Origin of the sequence: Streptomyces sp. NPDC050433 (assembly GCF_044458565.1) — a bacterium.
Taxonomy (GTDB): Bacteria; Actinomycetota; Actinomycetes; order Streptomycetales; family Streptomycetaceae; genus Streptomyces.
In genome coordinates this window covers 213,962-236,258 of the sequence record NZ_JBITIB010000009.1, presented here as the reverse complement: position 1 = coordinate 236,258, position 22,297 = coordinate 213,962, and the positions used below count along the sequence as shown (strand labels likewise).

Annotated in this window: 20 protein-coding genes; 19 read left to right on the top strand and 1 reads right to left on the bottom strand. The window is 71.7% G+C overall.

Annotated elements, in window-relative coordinates:
• The first annotated feature begins 700 nt into the window (after positions 1–700).
• From ACIBLA_RS13895 to ACIBLA_RS13830, 14 genes are all read left to right on the top strand, one after another.
• Positions 701–2,359, top strand: a complete 1,659-nt coding sequence (locus ACIBLA_RS13895; protein WP_363245703.1) for a CTP synthase — start codon at positions 701–703, stop codon at positions 2,357–2,359.
• Positions 2,360–2,461: 102 nt separating this feature from the next.
• Positions 2,462–3,088: an NUDIX hydrolase gene (locus ACIBLA_RS13890; RefSeq protein WP_363245704.1), complete on the top strand. Its 627-nt coding sequence runs from the start codon at positions 2,462–2,464 to the stop codon at positions 3,086–3,088.
• 935 nt (positions 3,089–4,023) lie between these two features.
• Entirely contained in the window at positions 4,024–5,970 is a 1,947-nt protein-coding gene (locus ACIBLA_RS13885; protein ID WP_399198675.1) for a tetratricopeptide repeat protein, read from the top strand.
• Positions 5,971–6,111: 141 nt separating this feature from the next.
• Complete coding sequence (gene ald / locus ACIBLA_RS13880; protein ID WP_363245722.1) at positions 6,112–7,227, top strand: alanine dehydrogenase; 1,116 nt, start codon at positions 6,112–6,114, stop codon at positions 7,225–7,227.
• Between the two features lie 369 nt (positions 7,228–7,596).
• Entirely contained in the window at positions 7,597–8,721 is a 1,125-nt protein-coding gene (locus ACIBLA_RS13875) for a ParA family protein (RefSeq protein WP_363245705.1), read from the top strand.
• Positions 8,718–9,305, top strand: coding sequence for a hypothetical protein (locus ACIBLA_RS13870; protein ID WP_363245706.1), 588 nt, complete (start codon positions 8,718–8,720; stop codon positions 9,303–9,305). Before ACIBLA_RS13875 ends, ACIBLA_RS13870 begins: the two co-directional genes overlap by 4 nt.
• A 51-nt stretch (positions 9,306–9,356) precedes the next feature.
• Positions 9,357–10,505 (top strand): segregation and condensation protein A, encoded by a 1,149-nt coding sequence (locus tag ACIBLA_RS13865; RefSeq protein ID WP_399198651.1) that lies wholly within the window; start codon positions 9,357–9,359, stop codon positions 10,503–10,505.
• Entirely contained in the window at positions 10,502–11,137 is a 636-nt protein-coding gene (gene scpB / locus ACIBLA_RS13860) for an SMC-Scp complex subunit ScpB (RefSeq protein WP_363245708.1), read from the top strand. The genes ACIBLA_RS13865 and scpB overlap by 4 nt, the downstream gene beginning before the upstream one ends.
• A complete protein-coding gene (locus ACIBLA_RS13855) occupies positions 11,137–12,315 on the top strand; it encodes a pseudouridine synthase (RefSeq protein WP_399198650.1) in 1,179 nt (392 codons plus the stop codon). The genes scpB and ACIBLA_RS13855 overlap by 1 nt, the downstream gene beginning before the upstream one ends.
• Before the next feature lie 105 nt (positions 12,316–12,420).
• Entirely contained in the window at positions 12,421–13,074 is a 654-nt protein-coding gene (gene pnuC, locus ACIBLA_RS13850) for a nicotinamide riboside transporter PnuC (RefSeq protein ID WP_399198648.1), read from the top strand.
• A gap of 16 nt (positions 13,075–13,090) precedes the next feature.
• On the top strand, positions 13,091–14,173 hold the full coding sequence (locus ACIBLA_RS13845) for an AAA family ATPase (RefSeq protein ID WP_399198647.1): 1,083 nt from the start codon (positions 13,091–13,093) through the stop codon (positions 14,171–14,173).
• Complete coding sequence (locus ACIBLA_RS13840; protein WP_399198646.1) at positions 14,170–14,931, top strand: NUDIX hydrolase; 762 nt, start codon at positions 14,170–14,172, stop codon at positions 14,929–14,931. The genes ACIBLA_RS13845 and ACIBLA_RS13840 overlap by 4 nt, the downstream gene beginning before the upstream one ends.
• Positions 14,928–15,950 (top strand): ADP-ribosylglycohydrolase family protein, encoded by a 1,023-nt coding sequence (locus ACIBLA_RS13835; RefSeq protein ID WP_399198645.1) that lies wholly within the window; start codon positions 14,928–14,930, stop codon positions 15,948–15,950. The genes ACIBLA_RS13840 and ACIBLA_RS13835 overlap by 4 nt, the downstream gene beginning before the upstream one ends.
• 3 nt (positions 15,951–15,953) lie before the next feature.
• Positions 15,954–16,796 carry a DNA polymerase beta superfamily protein gene (locus ACIBLA_RS13830; protein WP_363245715.1) on the top strand — a complete coding sequence of 281 codons (843 nt, stop codon included), beginning with the start codon at positions 15,954–15,956 and terminating at the stop codon, positions 16,794–16,796.
• On the opposite strand, the gene ACIBLA_RS13825 is transcribed toward ACIBLA_RS13830, so the two are convergent.
• Entirely contained in the window at positions 16,728–17,465 is a 738-nt protein-coding gene (locus ACIBLA_RS13825; RefSeq protein WP_363245716.1) for a DNA polymerase beta superfamily protein, read from the bottom strand. The two genes, ACIBLA_RS13830 and ACIBLA_RS13825, sit on opposite strands and share 69 nt — an antisense overlap.
• Before the next feature lie 136 nt (positions 17,466–17,601).
• Here ACIBLA_RS13825 and aroH point away from each other — a divergent pair, with 136 nt between their 5' ends.
• From aroH to der, 5 genes are all read left to right on the top strand, one after another.
• On the top strand, positions 17,602–17,964 hold the full coding sequence (gene aroH, locus ACIBLA_RS13820) for a chorismate mutase (RefSeq protein ID WP_363245723.1): 363 nt from the start codon (positions 17,602–17,604) through the stop codon (positions 17,962–17,964).
• A complete protein-coding gene (locus ACIBLA_RS13815; RefSeq protein ID WP_363245717.1) occupies positions 17,961–19,046 on the top strand; it encodes a prephenate dehydrogenase in 1,086 nt (361 codons plus the stop codon). The genes aroH and ACIBLA_RS13815 overlap by 4 nt, the downstream gene beginning before the upstream one ends.
• Positions 19,047–19,252: 206 nt before the next feature.
• A complete protein-coding gene (cmk, locus tag ACIBLA_RS13810) occupies positions 19,253–19,978 on the top strand; it encodes a (d)CMP kinase (RefSeq protein ID WP_363245718.1) in 726 nt (241 codons plus the stop codon).
• The gene (locus ACIBLA_RS13805; protein WP_399198644.1) at positions 19,936–20,634 is read left to right on the top strand and encodes a lysophospholipid acyltransferase family protein; all 699 of its coding nucleotides are present in this window, start codon (positions 19,936–19,938) and stop codon (positions 20,632–20,634) included. The genes cmk and ACIBLA_RS13805 overlap by 43 nt, the downstream gene beginning before the upstream one ends.
• Before the next feature lie 51 nt (positions 20,635–20,685).
• On the top strand, positions 20,686–22,152 hold the full coding sequence (gene der / locus ACIBLA_RS13800; protein ID WP_399198643.1) for a ribosome biogenesis GTPase Der: 1,467 nt from the start codon (positions 20,686–20,688) through the stop codon (positions 22,150–22,152).
• Positions 22,153–22,297: the final 145 nt, after the last annotated feature.

Here is a 22,297-nt window from a genome sequence, read left to right as displayed (position 1 = left end):
ACGGCCACGTTCGCCCCCACGGGGCGCTTACTGCGGTCAAGGGTCGTTGACGAGCTCTTTTTCCGGGAACACGGGCGGGGGTAGTGCCGTTAGCCGGCCGGACTCGGCAGCGAATGTCCGAGCAGGATACGACGCACCTCGGGGATCCGCGCAGGTGTCTCGGCAACACAAGTGAGCCGAACGAGTGGGCCAAGGGCGACGGAGTCCCGGCCGTCGCAGGTCCGATGACGTGCGGTAATGGGGCGACAACTGAGCGCAGGCGGTCCGGTGACCCTGAGGTGACCGGGCGGTGACCGTCCGCTGATCATGAAGCCTCGCGAGGTGATCAACTTGTGATCTTGGGCGGGGGTCGGACGCCCTCTCCGAGCCTGGCGGGATGGCCTGAAAACGCCCCTGATGAGGCCCTGGTGGCGATGTGGCCGGGGCGGCCGTCACGAGGTGATCCGGGAGGTCCGGTCCGGGTCTTCCGCGGTCGCACCCGGCGAGTGTTACCCAGGGTCCGCCGCGTGGTCGCCGGGAACGTCCCCCCGTCGTCGCTGATACCCTGGTGGCCCGTGGGCGGATGGCCCCCCAGCACTTCGCAGGGGCCCCGAACCGCAGCGACGACACCCCTCCAGATCCTCCGGTCCCACCGGTGATCCACCGGACAGGGGCGTCGGTACGCACCTCAGACCGCGACCACGGGAGCCCCCTCTTGGCCATGCCGAACCGATCCACGACCTCCTCGACGACCAAGCACATCTTCGTCACCGGGGGCGTCGCTTCCTCCCTCGGCAAGGGCCTGACCGCCTCCAGCCTGGGGGCCCTCCTCAAAGCGCGTGGCCTGCGGGTCACCATGCAGAAGCTCGACCCGTATCTGAACGTCGACCCCGGCACGATGAACCCCTTCCAGCACGGTGAGGTGTTCGTCACCAACGACGGCGCCGAGACCGACCTGGACATCGGGCACTACGAGCGCTTCCTGGACGTCGACCTCGACGGCTCGGCCAACGTCACCACCGGCCAGGTCTACTCGACGGTCATCGCCAAGGAGCGGCGCGGCGAATACCTCGGCGACACCGTCCAGGTCATTCCGCACATCACCAACGAGATCAAGCACCGCATCCGGCGCGCGGCGACCGACGACGTCGACGTCGTCATCACGGAGGTCGGCGGCACGGTCGGCGACATCGAGTCGCAGCCGTTCCTGGAGACCGTCCGCCAGGTCCGCCACGAGGTGGGCCGCGACAACGTCTTCGTCGTGCACATCTCGCTGCTCCCGTACATCGGCCCCTCCGGCGAGCTGAAGACCAAGCCGACGCAGCACTCGGTCGCCGCGCTGCGCAGCATCGGTATCCAGCCGGACGCGATCGTGCTGCGCGCCGACCGCGAGGTGCCGCTCTCCATCAAGCGCAAGATCTCGCTGATGTGCGACGTGGACGAGGCTGCCGTGGTCGCGGCGATCGACGCCAAGTCCATCTACGACATCCCGAAGGTGCTGCACACCGAGGGCCTGGACGCGTACGTCGTACGGAAGCTGGACCTGCCGTTCCGCGACGTGGACTGGACGGTCTGGGACGACCTGCTGGACCGGGTCCACAACCCCGACCACGAGGTCACCGTCGCGCTCGTCGGCAAGTACATCGACCTGCCCGACGCGTATCTGTCGGTGACGGAGGCGCTGCGGGCGGGCGGCTTCGCCAACAAGGCGCGCGTCAGGGTCAAGTGGGTCACCTCGGACGACTGCAAGACGCCCGCGGGCGCGGCGCGCCAGCTCGGGGACGTCGACGGGATCCTGATCCCCGGCGGATTCGGCGAGCGGGGGGTGACCGGCAAGGTCGGGGCGATCCAGTACGCCCGCGAACAAGGGATCCCATTGCTGGGGATCTGCCTCGGCCTCCAGTGCATCATCATCGAGGCCGCGCGCAACCTCCTGGACAACCCGGACGCCAACTCCACGGAGTTCGACGCCGCCACGGCGCACCCGGTGATCTCCACGATGGAGGAGCAGCTGGCGTACGTGGAAGGCGCCGGCGACCTGGGCGGCACGATGCGCCTGGGGCTCTACCCGGCGAAGCTCACGGAGGGCTCCATCGTGCGCGGCGTCTACGAGGACCAGCCGTACGTGGAGGAGCGCCACCGGCACCGCTACGAGGTCAACAACACGTACCGCGCGGAGCTCGAGAAGAAGGCGGGTCTCGTCTTCTCGGGCACGTCGCCCGACAACAAGCTCGTCGAGTACGTGGAGTACCCGCGCACCACGCACCCGTACCTCGTCGCCACCCAGGCGCACCCGGAGCTGCGGTCGCGTCCGACGAGGCCGCACCCGCTGTTCGCGGGCCTGGTCAAGGCCGCGGTGGAGCGTCAGCAGGGCGCGTAGTCCCTGGATCCGAAGCGATAACGTGGACCGAGGTACGGCCCTCCCGGCACCGGGATCCGTGCCTCGGTTTCCGCTGTGTGGGCGTGTGTGGAGGAAGTTTCGATGGCGATCAAGGACACCCCCGAGGAGTGGCGGATCACGGCCACGGCGACACCGTTCCGGGGCAACAAGACCAGCGTCCGTACGGACGACGTGGTGATGCCCGACGGCTCGGTCGTCCACCGCGACTACCAGGTCCATCCGGGTTCGGTCGCGATCCTCGCCCTGGACGGGTCGGACCGCGTACTGGTCCTGCGTCAGTACCGGCACCCCGTCCGCCAGAAGCTGTGGGAGATCCCGGCCGGGCTGCTCGACATCCCCGGCGAGAACCCGCTGCACGCGGCGCAGCGCGAGCTGTACGAGGAGGCGCACGTCAAGGCGGAGGACTGGCGGGTGCTGACGGACGTCTACACGACGCCGGGCGGCTGCGACGAGTCCGTGCGGATCTTCCTGGCGCGTGATCTGTCGGAGGCGGAGGGCGAGCGCTTCGAGGTCTCCGAGGAGGAGGCGGACATGGAGCAGGCGCGGGTGCCGCTGGCGGAGCTGGTACGGGGAGTGCTCGCGGGGGAGCTGCACAACAACGCGCTCGTCGTGGGTGTGATGTCGCTGACGGCGGCGCTGGCGGGGGACGGGCTGGACGCCCTGCGTCCGGCGGACGCGGAGTGGCCGGCGCGGCCGTTCGAGGCGTGAGGGATCAGTAGGACGAACTGCTGATCCGATTGGGGGATTTGTGGCCGCGCGCCGCCGGGTCCGTCGCGCAGCGTGAACTAGGCTCGAATCACCCGTGCGGACACCCGCCGGGACTCGTGCGCACCCCGCCGACGGGCAGGGGAAGGAGCGTGGCCGTGACGGACCAGGCGGTGGACGTGAACGGCGGCCCGGCTCCCATGGACCCGCCACCACCGGACCCCCCACGCCGCCGCCGGAGTACCACCGCGCGGGCGGCCCCTGACGTCCCGTCGACTCCGCCCGCGGGCGGGACGGCTGCCCGACGCAAGAAGCCCGCTCGCCGCGCCCCCGACTCGCCGCCGACCACCGAGTCCGAAGCCCGAACACCGGATCCCCCCGCACCACGCCCGGCCGCCCGCCCGCGCCGGACCGCTGCCCGCAAGACGGCGGCCGACGCCCCGGCCTCCGGCGCGCGCAAGAAGTCGTCCCCGCGCGGGTCGAGGACCGCTGCTGACGGTGGGTCGGAGACGGATGCCCCGGTTACGGCGCCCCTGGCCTCCGGCGGGCGTAAGAAGTCGGCGTCGCGTGCGTCGGGGGGCGGTGCCGAAGCGGATGCGAGGCGGGCGACCGGCGCCCGCAGGGCGGGCGGCGGGAGCGGGAAGTCGGGCGGCGCTCGAAAGGCCGAGGCGCACGCCGCCGCGCGGGTGGTCACGGGCCGGGCCTCGGCGACCGTGGCGCTGGGCGACGCGGGCGGGGCCGACGCATCGGCTCCGGCGGACGGCGCCGGCGAGGCGCCCGAACAGGTCGACGCGCATGTCGCCCCGCCGCCGGAGACCAGCCCGCCGGACACCCCCCGCCCCCTGGTGCCCCCCGCCCCGCGACCCCGTCGCCCCCGCCCGGCCCCGCAGAACCCCGACCCCGACCCCGACCCCGGATTCTTCGGGCGGCAGCGGGAGTTGAAGGCCCTGCACAGCGACATCGAGCGGGCCGGGCTCAATACCATCGCCGGGCGCAGGGACGCCCACACGCGGGTGTTGCTCATCGCCGGGCAGCGCGGTGCCGGGCGGACCGCGCTGGCGCGGGAGTTGGCGCGGCAGGTGGGGCGGCGGTATCCCGACGGCGTGTTGCACATCCGGCTCACCGAGCCCGGCGGGGAGCCTGTGCCCGTCGAGCGCACCGCGCGCGACCTCCTCGGCCGGTTCGGGATCGACGTTCCACCCGGCGCCGGTGAGGACGAGCTGTCCGACATGGTGCGCGAGGCGCTGGCCGTACGACGCGTCCTGCTGCTCCTCGACGACGCCCACGACGCCGAGCAGGTCGACCTCCTGCTCCCGGAGAACCCGGACTGTCTCGTCATCGCCGTCGCGTGCGGCCCGCTCACCGGTATCCCCGACGTCCGCCCCTGCACCATCGGCGGCCTGGACGCCAAGTCCGCCATCGAACTGCTCGGCGCCTTCACCGGATCCGTACGGATCACCGTCGACCCGCAGGCCGCCGAGTCCCTCGCCGAGGAGTGCGGCGGTCAGCCCACCGCGCTCGCCCTCGTCGGCGGCTGGCTGGCCGCCAACCCCATGATCTCCGTCGCCGATGTCGCCAAGCGGCTGCGCTCCCTCCCCGGAGATCCCGAACAGCCGCAGGGCGCCCGCGCGTTGGCGCGTGCCTTCCGGTTCGTGTACGAGGGGCTGCCGCACTCCACCGCCGGGATGCTGCGACTGCTCTCACTCGCCCCCGCCGGACTCGCCGACGCCCACACCGCTTCCGCGCTGGCCGGCTGCTCCGTCTCGGCCGCCGGGGCGGCGCTGGACGACCTCGCCGCGCTGAACCTGCTCCGCCCGGCGGGCGGGCAGTACGAGATTCCCGGCTCCCTCGCCCCGATGATGCGCGCGCTGATGGACGCGAAGGACCGGCCCGCCGAGGTGCAGCTCGCCAGGGCCCGGATGCTGGAGCGGACCGTACGGCTGCTCCAGTCCTGCCGCGCCGTCACCGAGCCCGACGGCTCCCCGGCCCGTAAGAAGCTCGCCGCGCTGCCCCGCGCCGTGCGCTTCCCGACCGCCCCGGCCGCCGCCGACTGGCTGGCGTCCCGCAGACCGGCCCTCCTCGCGTCCGCCCGGCTCGCCGTGGCCGACGGCGCGCTGGACACGCTCGCCCGCAGACTGGTCTCCGCCCTCGTCAGGGCACTCGCCGCACACCAGGGCACGGACGCCGCCGCGCCGGACCTGTACGGGCTCCACCAGCTCGTCCTCGGTGTCGCCGAGCGCCAGGGACTGCACCGCGAAGAGGGCGCCGCGCTCCTCAACATCGGCGACCTGGACGCCCGGTCGGGCCGTACGTACGACGCGCTGGCCCGCTACCGGTCCGCCCTGGACGCCGGAAGGGCCGCGAACGACCACTACGCCACCGGCCGCGCGATGGAATCCGTAGGCGGCGCCTACCAGGAACTCCAGGACTGGCACCGCGCCGCCGACTGGTACGGCCGCGCCCTCGCGCAGCGGCTCAGCCGGGAGGAGCGAGCGGACGAGGCGCGGCTGTACGGACGGCTCGGCACCGTCCACACCCACGCGGGCAGCTACGTCGAGGCGCTGCGCCACTGGCGTGCCGCGGCGGCGGGCCACCGCAGGCTCCAGGACCTCCCCGGCCAGGCCCGCGCGCTCATCGAGGTGGCCAGGGTCCAGGAGTACGCGGGCCGTCCCGAGGAGTCGCTGCACACCTGCCAGGAGGCCGTGGAGCTGGCCCGGCTGGCGGGCGACCCCCACCTCCAGGCCGCGCTGGAGCTGCGGCTCGCGGACACGCTGGACCGCCTCGGCGATCCGACGGCGGCCCGACTGCACCGCAACGCCTCCGATCGTCTGCTCGGAACTGACCCCTCCGCCTACGAAATCCGTAGCACCTCGGCTGAAGGTTGATGCTTTGCAAGGCTAGACAGCGGGAAGTCCTTCATTAGACTGGCTCTGTCGTAATCAGCAGCGATGCCTTCCGATGCGCCGCGCGCGTATGGGTTCGGGGGCATTGCCCGTGTAACCCCTGAGCCAAGGACCGTGATCACCGTGCTCGTCGGCATCCCCCGCGAGGTCAAGAACAACGAGTTCCGGGTGGCCATCACCCCCGCCGGAGTGCACGAGCTCGTGCGCCACGGTCATCAGGTCGTCATCGAGCGGAACGCCGGCGCCGGCTCCTCCATCACGGACGCCGAGTTCACCGCGGCCGGCGCCAGGATCCTGCCCACCGCCGACGAGGTCTGGGCCACCGCCGACCTCGTACTGAAGGTCAAGGAGCCCATCGCCGAGGAGTACCACCGCCTCCGCAAGGACCAGACCCTCTTCACGTATCTGCACCTCGCCGCCTCCCGCGAGTGCACGGACGCCCTCCTGAAGTCGCGCGCCACCGCCATCGCGTACGAGACGGTCGAGACCGCGAACCGCCGGCTCCCGCTGCTCGCCCCGATGTCCGAGGTCGCGGGCCGGCTGGCCCCCCAGGTCGGCGCCTACCACCTGATGCGCTCGGTCGGCGGCCGTGGCGTGCTCCCCGGCGGTGTCCCCGGTACGGCTCCGGGCCGCGCCGTCGTCATCGGCGGCGGTGTCTCCGGCTGGAACGCCACCCAGATCGCCGTCGGCATGGGCTTCCATGTGACGCTCCTCGACCGGGACATCGACAAGCTGCGCGAGGCCGACAGGATCTTCGGTACGAAGGTGCAGACGATCGTCTCCAACACGTACGAACTGGAGCGCGCGGTCGTCGAGGCCGACCTCGTCATCGGCGCCGTTCTGATCCCCGGAGCGAAGGCCCCGAAGTTGGTCACCAACGCGCTCGTGGCCAAGATGAAGCCCGGAAGTGTACTTGTCGACATTGCAATCGATCAGGGTGGCTGCTTCGAGGATTCGCACCCCACCACCCACGCCGAGCCGACCTTCCGGATCCACGACTCGGTCTTCTACTGCGTCGCCAACATGCCCGGTGCCGTGCCGAACACCTCCACCTACGCGCTGACCAACGCCACGCTTCCCTACATCGTGGCCCTCGCCAACCACGGCTGGACCGAGGCGCTGCGCCGGGACCCGGCGCTCGCCAAGGGCCTCAACACCCATGACGGGCAGGTCACTTACGGTTCCGTGGCCGAGGCGCACGGCCTTCCGTACACCGAACTGGCCACCGTTCTCGCCTGACCCGTCAACGGCGTCCGTCAACCTCACGCCCCCGGCCGGATCTTGCTCGGCAAGGTCCGGCCGGCTGTGTGTCCCGCCACGTCCGGGCCCGCGCTCAACTCGCCTCGAACGTAACCCTTTAACCCTTATCCACCCCTGTGAAACGCCTCGACGGAGGCTTGCACGCCCTTGACACAAGGGTGTTCGGTTGCCGACACATCGGGCCGGGTCCGGCGGATTGTGTTGCTGCGGAGTGGTGACACGCCATAGAGTCGCCAACCGTCGGCATGGTGCCACGCTGACCTATCGATAAGTTTCCTGGTCACGTCCAAGGAGGTAAGACGACTTGTGAATGAGTCGACATTTACTCCCGGGGGTGGTCAACCAGGAATGCCTGCGCTGAGCCACCAGAGCCCGTCGTCCGGGCTAGAGGCCGTCGGCTCCGTCGCTGTCCGCACCTTCACGACCCATCAGCACATGACGACAGCCCACCAGACGATGGACGGCCAACACGTGAACGCCATGGCCGGCAACGAGAGTGGCCGAGAGTCCACCCACTTCGCCGACTTCGACGCGGTGCCCGAGGGGCACTTCTACGACCCCGACGCCGAGTACGAGCCCGACCCCGAGTACGCGGCCACCCTCGCCCCCGACGCCGCACGCCAGCGCCGTGAGCGAATCGGCCCGACCGGGCGTCCCCTGCCGTACTTCCCGATCCCCGGCCCGGTCACCGACCACGGCCCCGCGAAGATCATCGCGATGTGCAACCAGAAGGGCGGCGTCGGCAAGACCACGTCGACCATCAACCTGGGCGCCGCGCTCGCGGAGTACGGCCGACGCGTCCTGCTCGTCGACTTCGACCCGCAGGGCGCCCTGTCCGTCGGTCTCGGCGTCAACCCGATGGAGCTGGACCTCACGGTCTACAACCTGCTCATGGAGCGGGGCATGTCGGCCGACGAGGTGCTTCTGAAGACCGCCGTGCCCAACATGGACCTGCTCCCGAGCAACATCGACCTCTCGGCCGCCGAGGTGCAGCTGGTGAGCGAGGTCGCCAGGGAGTCCACGCTCCAGCGGGCGCTCAAGCCGCTGATGCAGGACTACGACTACATCGTGATCGACTGCCAGCCCTCGCTCGGTCTGCTGACCGTGAACGCGCTGACCGCCGCCCACAAGGTGATCGTCCCGCTGGAGTGCGAGTTCTTCGCGCTGCGCGGTGTGGCCCTGCTCACCGAGACCATCGAGAAGGTCCAGGAGCGGCTCAACCCGGAGCTGGAGCTCGACGGCATCCTCGCCACGATGTACGACTCCCGCACGGTGCACTCCCGCGAGGTCCTGGCGCGGGTCGTCGAGGCCTTCGACGATCACGTGTACCACACGGTGATCGGCCGGACCGTGCGCTTCCCGGAGACCACGGTCGCCGGTGAGCCCATCACCACCTACGCCTCCAACTCCGTCGGCGCCGCCGCCTACCGCCAGCTCGCCAGGGAGGTGCTCGCCCGGTGTCACGCCGAGTGAGTCTGCCCGGGGCCGACGAGCTGTTCCGTACGACCGGGGGCATGGCGCTCCAGGCTTCCTCACCGGGGGACCGGCGGCGTACCGCGAACGGTGAGCCGCGGGTCCCGGCACCGGCCCAGGAGGGCGACCAGGGGGCCGAGCAGCCGGGAGCCGCGCAGACGGCGGCACCGGCACCGGCCCAGGAGCACTCGGCGACCGACGCGGACTCGTCGGCGACGTCCCGCAGCCGCGCGCCCGAGCAGGAGCAGCGGCGCCGGCCGAAGGGGGCGCAGGACGGCGGCGGCAGCAGTGGTGGAGCCGGTGGTACGCCCACCGTCGGCCAGCAGGGCGGCCAGCGCCGCCGAGGGGGCCGAGGAGCCAACCGCCGCCCCAGCGGGCGCGAACGGCACGACGAGAAGATCACGGTCTACGTCTCCGCCGAGGAGCTGATGGACCTGGAGCACGCGCGTCTGGTGCTGCGGGGCGAGCACGGGCTGGCCGTGGACCGGGGGCGGATCGTCCGCGAGGCGGTCGCCGTGGTCCTCGCCGACCTGGAGTCGCGCGGCGACGCGAGCATTCTCGTACGGCGCCTGCGCGGGCGCTGAAGGGTAGCCTCGGCGGGCCGAGCCCGCTCACCTCCCGCCCCCAGGACCGCCATGCCGCCGACCGACGACTCCACAGCCCGCCCGTCCCGCCGTGCGCTGGGCCGCGGGCCGGGGGCGGCGGGCGCGGCGCCGGAACGGCCGGTGGCGGAGGCGGTGTTGCCGGTGGTACCGACGTTGCCGGTGGTCGTGGAGCCCGCGGTGCCGGAGCCGGCGCCCGTGCCGGAGGCCGTACGGCTACCGGAGCCCGCAGCCGAGGCGGAGCCCGAGCCCGTACTCGTAGCCGAGCCCGATGCCGACCCCGAGCCTGACGCCGACGCCGAACCCGAGCCCGAGCCCGACGACGGGCGGTTCACCGTTCGGCTGGCGAACTTCGAGGGGCCGTTCGATCTGCTCCTCCAGCTCATCTCGAAGCACAAGATGGACGTCACCGAGGTCGCGCTCTCCAAGGTCACCGACGAGTTCATGGTGCACATCCGCGCCATGGGCCCCGACTGGGACCTCGACCAGACCACCGAGTTCCTGGTCGTCGCCGCCACGCTCCTCGACCTCAAGGCCGCGCGCCTGCTGCCGTCCGCCGAGGTGGAGGACGAGGGCGACCTGGCGCTGCTGGAGGCCAGGGACCTGCTCTTCGCCAGGCTGCTCCAGTACCGCGCGTACAAGCAGATCGCCGAGATCCTCAGCGACCGGCTGGACTCCGAGTCACGGCGCTACCCCCGTACCGTCGGGCTGGAGCCGCATCACGCCGCGCTGCTCCCCGAGGTCGTCATCAGCATCGGCCCCGAGGGTTTCGCGAAGCTCGCGGTCAAGGCGATGCAGCCCAAGCCCAAGCCGCAGGTCTACATCGACCACATCCACGCGCCGCTGGTCTCCGTCCAGGAGCAGGCGGGCATCGTCGTGGGGCTGCTGCGGGCCGCCGGTGAAGTGAGTTTCCTGACACTCACCGAGGACGCTCCGGACACGCTCACCGTCGTGGCGCGCTTTCTCGCGCTGCTGGAGCTGTACCGGGAGAAGGCCGTCGCCCTGGACCAGGACGAGGCCTTGGGACCGCTCATGGTGCGCTGGACGGGCGGGAACGACGACGAGCTGCCGCGGGTGACGGACGAGTTCGACCGCCCGCCCGACCCCGTGACGGACGGAAAGGACGCAGAGGACGCGAAGGACCCGAAGGACCCGAAGGACGCGAGCGAGGAGAAGGCGTGAACGAGCACCGGACGGTCGCCGACCTCGATCTGGGGCCCGCCCTGGAGGCGGTCCTCATGGTCGTCGACGAGCCCGCGACCGAGGAGCACCTGGCCAAGGTCCTGGACCGGCCGCGCCGGGCCGTCGCCGACGCGCTGCGCGAGCTGGCCGACGAGTACACCGTCCAGCGGCGCGGGTTCGAGCTGCGGCTCGTCGCGGGCGGCTGGCGTTTCTACTCGCGGCCGGAGTACGCGGAGGCCGTCGAGGGCTTCGTACTCGACGGCCAGCAGGCCCGGCTGACCCAGGCCGCGCTGGAGACCCTGGCGGTCGTGGCGTACCGCCAGCCGGTCAGCCGGTCGCGGGTCTCGGCCGTACGCGGAGTGAACTGTGACGGGGTCATGCGGACCCTCCTCCAGCGCGGTCTGGTCGAGGAGGCGGGAGCGGAACCCGAAACAGGTGCGATCCTGTACAGGACGACGAACTATTTCCTGGAGCGGATGGGCCTGCGCGGTCTGGACGAGCTACCGGAACTCGCGCCCTTCCTTCCGGAGGCGGACGCGATCGAGGCCGACACCCTGGAAGGCGTTCCGTCGTTCGATCCGGACGCACCGTACGCGCCGGAGACTCACGCAGACGACAAGACGGACATGTGATGCGAAGCAACGGCAGGAACAGCGGCAGCGGCAGCGGCAGCGGCAGCGGTAGCGGCAACCGGAGCGGTGGCGGCGGCCGGGGAGCCGCGGGCGGCAAGCCCCAGTCGCGGGCGGGCGGCGGTCGCGGCGGCAGCGGCGGCGCCCGCGGTGACAAGCAGCCGAAGCGTGAGGGCACGCCGCGTCCCGAGGAGCGCCGTTACGACGTCGGGCGCTCCGGCGGTCCCGGTGGCGGCCAGGGTGGTGGCCAGGGCGGCTCCGGCGGTGGCGGCCGTGGCGCGTCGGCTCGCGGCGGCGCCAAGGGCGGCCCCAAGGCCCCGAGCGCGGCGGCCCAGCGCCGTTTTCAGGGCAAGCCCGCCCGCCCGCGTGAGCTGGACGCCAAGATCGAGCAGCGCAACCGTGACCGGTACGCCGAAAAGCCGGAGATCAGGACCCCGAAGACCCATCCGGGCGCCGAGCAGGAGGGCGAGCGGCTGCAGAAGATCCTGGCGCGGGCGGGTATGGGTTCGCGCCGGGCCTGCGAGGAGCTGATCGAGCAGGCGCGCGTCGAGGTCAACGGTGAGATCGTCATGGAGCAGGGCATGCGGGTCGACCCGCAGCGGGACGAGATCAAGGTCGACGGGCTGACCGTGGCCACCCAGTCGTATCTCTTCTTCGCGCTGAACAAGCCCGCCGGTGTCGTCTCCACGATGGGCGACCCGGACGGCAGGCAGAACCTCGGCGACTACGTCACCAACCGCGAGACCCGGCTGTTCCATGTGGGCCGACTGGACACCGAGACCGAGGGCATCATCCTGCTCACCAACCACGGTGAGCTCGCCCACCGCCTCACGCACCCCAGGTACGGCGTGAAGAAGACGTATCTCGCCGCCGTCCAGGGCCCGTTGCCGCGCGATCTGGGCAAGCGGCTCAAGGACGGCATCCAGTTGGAGGACGGCTACGCCCGCGCCGACCACTTCCGTGTCGTGGAGAACACCGGGAAGAACTATCTGGTCGAGGTGGTCCTCCACGAGGGCCGCAAGCACATCGTGCGCCGCATGCTCTCCGAGGCGGGCTTCCCGGTGGACCGCCTGGTCCGGACGGCGTTCGGGCCGATCCCGCTGGGGGACCAGAAGTCCGGCTGGCTGCGCCGCCTCACCAACACCGAGGTCGGCATGCTGATGAAGGAAGTCGGCCTGTAGCCAGACCCGTTCGAAGGAAGCCCGTGGCCACAGGCCGCGGGCTTTTCCGCTTGTGGAGTGGGCCCGTTCACCTTTATAGTCAGTATGACCATTAAGGAGGCGGGCGTGAGCCTGGCGGATTTCATCGACCCTTTGCAGCAGCCGCTGGTGACCGTTCTCGACACCCCGGTGAGCTGGACCGAGGTGCTCGGCTTCGGCAGCGGCGCGCTCTGTGTCTGGCTCGTCGCCCGCCAGCACCTCGCCAACTGGCCGATCGGTATCGCCAACAACCTGTTCTTCATCCTGCTGTTCACCCAGGCCGGCCTGTACGCCGACGCCGGACTGCAGGTCGTCTTCATCGCCCTCGCCGTGTACGGCTGGTGGACCTGGACCCACGGGGGTGGCCCAGGCTCGTCATACCTCCCGGTGCGGCGCACGACGCGCACCGAGTGGGGCTGGCTGCTCGCGGCGGGGGCGATGGGAACTCTCGGGCTGACGCTGCTCCTCGACCACCAGACCTCCTCCACGGTGCCGTTCTGGGACGCCGTCACCACCGCGCTGTCGCTGATGGCCACATACGGGCAGTGTCGCAAGCGCCTGGAGTCGTGGTGGCTGTGGATCGCGGCCGACGTCGTCTACATCCCGCTCTACGCGCACAAGGACCTGTATCTGACGTCGATCCTGTACGTCGGCTTCCTGACGCTGTGCGTCATCGGACTGCGCAACTGGTCGCGGGACCTGGACCGGCGCCAGTCCGGACCGCTGGAGGTCGCGGCGTGAGCGAGAGGTGCGGGGCATGAGCGAGCGCTACGAACACGGCCTGGTGCTCGGCAAGTTCTACCCGCCGCACGCGGGCCACCACCATCTCGTACGGACCGCCCGCGACCGCTGCGAACGGCTCACGGTCCTCGTCTGCGCCGCCTCCGTGGAGTCGGTGCCGCTCGCCGACCGCGTCGCCTGGATGCGCGAGGTCCACCCGGACGTCCGGGTCGTGGGCGCCGTCGACGACACCCGCATGGATCTGAACGACCCCGCCATCTGGGACGCGCACATGGCGGTCTTCCGCGCGGCCGTCCCCGAGCCCGTGGAAGCCGTCTTCACCTCGGAGTCGTACGGCGGCGAACTCGCCCGCCGCTTCGGCGCCGAGTCCGTCCTCGTGGACCCGGACCGCACGCTCCACCCGGTGTCGGGCACGGCCGTCCGCAAGGACCCGGTCGGCTGCTGGGACCACCTCGCCCCGCCGGTCCGGGCCGCGCTCACCCGCCGCGTCGTGGTGCTCGGGGCCGAGTCCACCGGGACCACCACCCTCGCGCGGGCCCTCACCGAGCACTACCGGGCGCGCGGCGGTGTCTGGGCCCGTACTCTCTGCGTCGCCGAGTACGGACGGGAGTTCAGCGAGCGGAAGCTGGCCGACCTGCGCGGGCGATGGCCCGGCGCGCAGTGGGAGGACGTCGAATTCGCCACCGAGGACTTCCCGTTGATCGCCGAGCGGCAGAACGAGAGGGAGGAGGCCGCGGCCCGCGCCGGCTCACCCGTCCTCTTCTGCGACACCGACTCCTTCGCCACCACCGTCTGGCACGAGCGGTACGTGGGCGGCCGGAACCCGCACGTCGAGGAGGTCGCCGACCGTGTGCCGCACCACCTGTGGCTGCTGACCGGCCATGAGGGCGTGGCCTTCGAGGACGACGGGCTGCGGGACGGTGAGGAGCTGCGGCCCTGGATGACCGGCCGCTTCAGGGACGAACTGACGCGTACGGGGCGGACGTTCGTGACGCTCGAAGGGCCGCACGAGAAGCGGCTCGGCGAGGCCGTGGCCGCGGTGGACGCACTGCTGGGGCAGGGCTGGCACTTCGCCGCACCCCTGCCGGAGACCAGATGACCCCCCAACGGCCGGGCGTTCCCGAGAACTACGACCCCGCCGACTTCGTACCGTTCGCCGTCACCGTCGACCTCGCCGTCTTCACCGTCCGCGAGAACCGTCTCCATGTCCTCCTCGTCGAACGCGGCGAGGAGCCGTACCGGGGCCGGTGGGCACTGCCCGGCGGATTCGTACGGCCCCGGGAGTCCGCCGAAGAGGCGGCACGGCGTGAACTCGCCGAGGAGACCGGCCTGTCGGCGGACACCCTCGCCGGACTGCGGCCCGAGCAGCTGTGTACGTACAGCGACCCGGACCGCGACCCCCGGATGCGTGTCGTCTCCGTCGCGTACACCGCGCTCGTGCCCGACCTCCCCGAGCCGCGCGGCGGCGGCGACGCCGTGCGGGCCCGCTGGACCCGCTATGCCCCCCACGAGAACGACGTGCCCGGCCGACTCGCCTTCGACCACGGGCTGATCCTCGCCGACGGCCGGCGCCGTATCGGGGCCAAGCTCGAATACACCTGCCTCGCCACGGCGTTCTGCCCGCCCGAGTTCACCCTTGGGGAGCTGCGGCAGGTCTACGAGACGGTCTGGGGCGTCGCGCTCGACCCGCCCAACTTCCGCCGCAAGGTACTGACATCACCCGGCTTCGTCGAACCGGTGGAAGGCCCGCCGCGCCGCACCGGCGGACGGGGCAAACCGGCCGCCCTCTACCGCGCGGGCACCGCCACCGCGCTCCACCCGCCACTGCTTCGACCGGAAGGACGGACCACCCCATGAACTCCACGGAGAACGCCTCCAAAGGAGCCGCCACCGGCGCCATGACCGGGCTCGCGCTCGGTGACGCGCTCGGCTTCCCCACCGAGTTCAACGACGTGCCGTCGATCCTCGCCAAGTTCGGTCCGTGGCGGGAGATGCCGCTGCTGAAGCCCGCGATCGTCAGCGACGACACGCAGATGACGCTCGCGCTCGGCCGCGGTCTGCGCACCGCCATGGACCGGGGTCCGCTCGGACCGGAAGTCCTGGAGCCGCCGGTACGCGCGGAGTTCGTCGACTGGTACCACGACCCGCAGAACAACCGGGCCCCGGGCAACACCTGCCTGACGGCCTGTCACCTTCTGGACGGCGACCGCCCCTGGCAGCAGGCCAGCCAGATCGGCTCCAAGGGCTGCGGCGCCAACATGCGGGTCGCGCCCATCGGCCTCGCCCCTGGCCTGAGCACCGAACAGCGGTCGGGCGCCGCCCAGTTGCAGTCCGCCCTCACCCACGGCCACCCGACCGCCCTGGCCGCCTCCGACCTCACGGCGCATGCCGTGCATCTGCTGGCCCGGGGGGCCGAACCGCTGGGCCTGGTCGGCCTGCTGCGCTCGTACGCGTACGAGAACCGGTCCCGCTACCACCACGACTGGCTCGGCGACCTGTGGACCCACAGCCAGGACCCGACCCCCGAACACTTCATCGAGCGGGGCTGGGACGAGTGCCTGGGCGTGCTCGAACGCCTCCAACAGGCCCTGCGTGACCCGTCACCCGAGACCGACCCGTGCCTGGCGACCGGCGACGGCTGGATCGCCGAAGAGGCGTTCGCCACCGGGCTGCTCTGCTTCCTGATCTTCCCCGACGAGCCCGTCACCGCGCTGCGCCGGGCCGCCTGCACCAAGGGCGACTCGGACTCGATCGCCTGCCTGACGGGCGCCTTCGCGGGCGCGTACCTCGGGGCGGGCGCCTGGCCGAAGGAGTGGGCGGACCGGATCGAGTACCGCGAGGAGCTGCTGGAACTGGGGGCACTCTGGGACGCTTGATCCATGCGTATGGATGACGAACACACGGTGGACAACGGCCACTTCGCCCACTTCCTCGACGAGCCCGCCACCGAGCGCGCCCGCCGCCTGGAGCGGGCCGGGCTGCCGACGGCCGACCTCGGCCCGGTCCTCGCCGAGGAGTCGGATCCGCTGCTGTTCGCCACCGTCTCCGGCGCCCACCTCTACGGCTTTCCCTCCACCGACTCCGACGTCGACCTGCGCGGCGCCCATCTGCTGCCGGTGGCAGAACTCATCGGACTGCACGAGCCGGACGAGACCCGGTCGCGGATGTGGGACCACGACGGCGTGGAGATGGACCTCGTCAGCCATGACCTGCGGAAGTTCGTCCGCATGATGATGCGGCGCAACGGCTACGTACTGGAACAGCTGCACTCGCCGCTGATAGTCCACTCGACGGACGCGCATCGCGAACTGCTCGCGCTCGCGCCCGGCGTGCTCACCGGCCACCACGCCCACCACTACCGGGGATTCGCCGCGACCCAGTGGCGCCTCTTCGAGAAGACCGGCGAACTCAAGCCGCTGCTCTACACGTTCAGGGCGCTGCTCACCGGCGTCCATCTGATGCGCAGCGGCGAGGTGCAGGCCCATCTGCCCACGCTGCTCGCCGAGGTGAGCGCGCCCGACTATCTGCCCGACCTGATCGAGGCCAAGGCGGAGGCCGAACACGGTGCGGCGACGGGCCTCGCCCCGGCCCGGCTGCGGAGCGACGTGGACGCGCTCCACGAGGTCCTGGCCGAGGCCAGGGCCGAGACGCGGCTACCCGACTCCCCGGCCGGTTACGAGGCCCTTCACGACCTCGTCGTCCGCACCCGCCTGGAGCGCTGACGCCCGCCGCGCGCGGATCACGAAGGCCTCCACGCGCGCACGGTCGGGCCCGGCCGGCAGAGGCGTACCGGCGAGCGCGGCGTCCGCCTCCTCGCCGAGCCGGTTCATCCGCCGCTCCACCTCCGCCCACGGCACCTCGCCCCGCTTGACCGCGAGCAGCGGCTCGCGCTGCTCGCCGACATCGATGACCAGGCGCCCCGTACGCAGCAGGTCACGGCAGCAGCCGAGCAGCCGCAGCAGATGCATGGCGTGCTTCCAGCGGGGCGCCCCGTGCTGCCGGATGTCCGCCTCCAGCTTCTTGCGCTGGCCCATCGCGTAGCGGACGAAGGTCTCGTGGGCCTGCCGGGAGAGGAACGCGTCGCGAAGGCCGAGGAGTTCGCGGCCCGTGTCGTCGGCGTGCTCGACCAGCGGCGAGTGCAGACATTCGAGGACACCCGGATTGCTCCGCAGCGCGAGGTGGCAGAAACGCTCCAGCTCCCAGGAGAACTGCTCATCGGCCGGCCCGTCGACATGCGTCGGCGGCTTCTCGAAGCCCCAGTAGAGCGGCGTCGGCGCCTGGAACACACCCCGGCGGTCGGTGTCACTGCCCTCGGTCGCCAGACCGAAGGCGCGGGAGCCCATGACGCACGCGTAGACGGTGTGGTCGCGTACGAGGTCGTCGGGTCTCATACGCACGCAGAGTACGGGAGGCCCCGCCCCGGACACCTCCCGGTTGTCTCGCGCAACGGTCGCCCAGGCCGTACCGCCGCTCATCTGTCTAACCTGGACGGAGTACACGATCACTGAGCGGGACGAGGAGCACGACGTGCCGGTACGCGCTGTCCGAGGGGCCGTCCAACTGGAGCGGGACGAGCCGGGGCACATGGACGAGCAGGTCGCCCTGCTGCTCACCGCCATCCTGGAGCGCAACGGCCTCAAGGCGGACGACCTCATCAGCATCTGGTTCACGGCCACCCCCGACCTGCACAGCGACTTCCCGGCCGCCGCAGCGCGCGGCATCGGCATCGTGGACGTCCCGCTGATCTGCGCGCAGGAGCTGGACATCGAGGGCGCCATGCCGCGCGTCGTCCGTATCCTCGCCCATATCGAGTCCGACCTCCCCCGATCCGAGATCGCGCACGTCTACCTCGGCGCCGCGGCAGCCCTCCGCAAGGACATCGCCCAGTGAGAACCGCCCTCGTCATCGGCACCGGCCTGATCGGCACCTCGGCCGCGCTGACCCTCGCCGGCCGGGGCGTCACCGTCCACCTCGTGGACCACGACCCGGCCAGGACGCGTACGGCGGCGGCGCTCGGCGCCGGCACCGAGGAGCCGCCGCCCGGACCCGTCGACCTCGCGATCGTCGCCGTACCGCCCGCCCACACCGCCACCACGCTCGCCGCCGCCATGCGTGCGGGCAGCGCGCGCGGCTACCTGGACGTCGCCAGCGTCAAGGGCGGCCCCCGGCGCGAGCTGGAGGCGCTGGGCCTCGACCTGGGCGCGTACATCGGTACGCATCCGATGGCCGGCAAGGAGAGCTCAGGACCGCTCGCCGCGACCGCCGACCTCTTCGAGGGCCGCCCGTGGGTGCTGACCCCCATGCCCGGCACCGACACCGAGGTGCTGAACCTCGCACTCGAACTGGTCGCGCTCTGCCGCGCGGTGCCGGTGGTCATGGACGCCGACGCCCACGACCGGGCCGTCGCCCTCGTCTCGCACACCCCGCAGCTGATCTCGTCGATGGTCGCCGCCCGTCTGGAGGACGCCGACGAGGCGGCCGTACGGCTCTGCGGCCAGGGCATCCGCGACGTCACCCGCATCGCCGCCTCCGACCCCCGGATGTGGGTCGAGATCCTTACGGCGAATCCGGGGCCGGTCGCCGACGTGCTCGCGGGCGTGGCAGCCGACCTGGACGAGACCGTCGAGGCGCTGCGGGCGCTCCAGTCCGCCGACGAGGCGAAGCGGCGCGGCGGCACCGAGGGCATCGAGGACGTCCTGCGGCGCGGCAACGCGGGCCGCGTACGGGTGCCGGGCAAGCACGGCGCCGCCCCGGCGTCGTACGAGACGGTGGCCGTCCTGATCAGCGACCGGCCGGGCGAGCTGGCCCGTATCTTCGCGGACGCCGGGAGCGTCGGGGTCAACATCGAGGACGTCCGGATCGAGCACGCCACCGGGCAGGAGGCGGGCCTGGTGCAGCTGATGGTGGAGCCCGCCGCGGCCCCCGTCCTGAGCGCGGCACTGCGCGAGCGCGGCTGGTCGATCCGCCGCTGACGAAGCCCGCGCACCGGCCCGCGCACCCGGTCCGCAGGCCGGTGCGCGGGCGCCCTTTCGCGGGCGGGTCGGGGACGGCCCCAGCACTCGGTAACCTTGTGCGGGGGCGTACTGACGTCTGGGCGTTGGAAAACGACCCCCCGAACGTCCCGAGACTCATCCGCGACGCACGTCGCGTACGACTCCGCGCCCCGTGAACCAGGAAGGTGTCCGCCCCCGTGGAAACCGCTGCAACCGACGCCAGGACCGCCCCGGCCGCCGTGATCGTCGCCATCGACGGGCCCGCGGGTACCGGCAAGTCGAGCACGTCCCGGTCCGTGGCCACCCAGCTCGGACTGAGCTACCTGGACACGGGCGCGCAGTACCGGGCGATCACCTGGTGGATGATCAGCAACGGTGTCGACGTCCAGGACCCCACGGCCGTCGCCACGGCGGCCGACAAGCCGGTCATCGTGTCCGGCACCGACGCGGCGAACCCGACCATCACCGTCGACGGCGCGGACGCCTCGGGCCCCATCCGCACCCAGGAGGTCACGGCCAAGGTCAGCGCGGTCAGCGCCGTCCCCGAGGTACGGACCGTCATCACCCGGCTCCAGCGCTCCATCGCCGCCGGCGCCGTGAACGGCATCGTCGTCGAGGGCCGTGACATCGGCACGACCGTGCTGCCCGACGCCGACCTGAAGGTCTTCCTCACCGCCTCGCCCGAGGCGCGCGCCGCGCGCCGCAGCGGCGAACTCAAGGGCAAGGAGGCCTCGGACCTCGCCGCCACCAGGGAAGCGCTGGTCAAGCGGGACGCCATCGACTCCAGCCGTAAGACGTCCCCGCTGGCCAAGGCGGCCGACGCGGTCGAGGTGGACACCACCGACCTCACGCTCCAGCAGGTCATCGAGTGCGTCGTCACCCTGGTCGAGGAGAAGCGGGCGGCCCGGTGACCGCACCCTCCCCGAAAGGCGCGGCGGTCGGCCGCGGCATCGGCATCGGACTGATGTACGGCCTGTGGAAGCCACGGGTACTCGGCGCCTGGCGGGTCCCCGCGACCGGCCCGGTGATCCTCGCCGTCAACCACGCGCACAACATCGACGGGCCGATGCTGATGGGCACCGCGCCCAGGCCCGTGCACTTCCTGATCAAGAAAGAAGCCTTCATCGGTCCGCTCGACCCGTTCCTGCTGTCCATCGGACAGCTGAAGGTGGACCGTGAGACCACCGACCGCGCCGCCGTCACGGACGCGCTCGGCGTGCTCCAGAGCGGCGGGGTCCTGGGGATCTTCCCCGAGGGCAGCAGAGGAGAGGGCGACTTCGCCTCGCTGCGGTCCGGGCTCGCGTACTTCGCCGTACGCACCGGGGCGCCGATCGTCCCGGTGGCGGTGCTGGGGAGCACGGACCGGCGCGGGCGGCTGATATCGGCGCTGCCGCCGCTGCGCAGCCGTATCGACGTCGTCTTCGGGGAGGCGTTCGAGGCGGGTGACCGCAGCGGCCGGCGCACGCGGCGGGCGATGGACGACGCCACGCTGCGGATCCAGAAGCGGCTCACCGCCCATCTGGACAACGCCCGACGCCTCACCGGGCGCCGGGCAGGACTTGAGTAGTGCACCGCGCTGGCGCGGTGCACCGATCACGATGAACGAGGTACGGACTTCATGAACGACCAGATCGACTCCTCCTCCGGCGACGAGCACGGAGAGCTTGGCGACGCCGAGTACTCGGAGTTCATGGAGCTGGCCACCCACGAAGGCTTCGACCCCGAGGAGATCGAGGGCGCGATCGACGAGGCCGGGCACGGCCCGCTGCCCGTCCTCGCGGTCGTCGGCCGCCCCAATGTCGGCAAGTCGACCCTGGTGAACCGGATCATCGGCCGCCGTGAGGCCGTCGTCCAGGACAAGCCCGGCGTCACGCGCGACCGCGTCACCTACGAGGCCGAGTGGGCCGGGCGCCGCTTCAAGGTCGTCGACACCGGCGGCTGGGAGCAGGACGTCCTCGGTCTCGACGCGGCCGTCGCCGCCCAGGCCGAGTACGCGATCGAGGCCGCCGACGCGGTGGTCTTCGTCGTGGACTCCACGGTCGGCGCCACCGACACCGACGAGGCCGTCGTCAAGCTGCTGCGCCGCGCGGGCAAGCCCGTCGTGCTCTGCGCCAACAAGGTCGACGGCCAGAGCGGCGAGGCCGACGCCACCGCGCTGTGGTCGCTGGGCCTCGGCGAGCCGCACCCGGTCTCCTCGCTGCACGGCCGAGGCACCGGCGACATGCTCGACGCCGTCCTGGAGGCGCTGCCCGAGGCCCCCGAGCAGACCTTCGGCACCGCCGTCGGCGGCCCGCGCCGGATCGCGCTGATCGGCCGCCCGAACGTCGGCAAGTCCTCGCTGCTGAACAAGGTCGCGGGCGAGGAGCGCGTCGTCGTCAACGAGATCGCGGGCACCACCCGCGACCCCGTCGACGAACTCATCGAACTCGGCGGCACGGTCTGGAAGTTCGTGGACACGGCCGGCATCCGGCGCCGCGTCCACCTCCAGGAGGGCGCCGACTACTACGCCTCGCTCCGTACGGCCGCCGCCGTGGAGAAGGCCGAGGTCGCCGTCGTCCTGATCGACACCAGCGAGTCCATCAGTGTCCAGGACCAGCGCATCATCACGATGGCCGTCGACGCGGGCCGGGCCCTGGTCGTCGCGTTCAACAAGTGGGACACCCTCGACGAGGAGCGCCGCTACTACCTGGAACGCGAGATCGAGACCGAGCTGGGACAGATCGCCTGGGCGCCCCGTGTCAATGTCTCGGCGCGCACCGGACGCCACATGGAGCGTCTGGTCCCGGCGATCGAGACGGCGCTCTCGGGCTGGGAGACGCGCGTGCCGACCGGCAGGCTCAACGCCTTCCTCGGCGAACTCGTCGCCGCGCACCCGCACCCGATCCGGGGCGGCAAGCAGCCGCGGATCCTGTTCGGCACGCAGGCGGGCACCCGGCCGCCGCGGTTCGTGCTCTTCGCGTCCGGCTTCATCGAGGCGGGCTACCGGAGGTTCGTGGAGCGCAGGCTCCGCGAGGAGTTCGGCTTCGAGGGAACGCCGATCCACATCTCGGTACGGGTGCGGGAGAAGCGCGGCCGTAAGAAGTGACACGCGGTCGATGACGGAACAAGCCGGTGGGGGGGGGGGGGGGGGGGGCGGCCCCGCCCCCCCCCGGGGGGGGGGCCCCCCCCCCCCGGGGGCCCCGCCCCCCGCCCCCCCCCCGGGGCGCGACCACTGGGGGGGGGCCACCCCA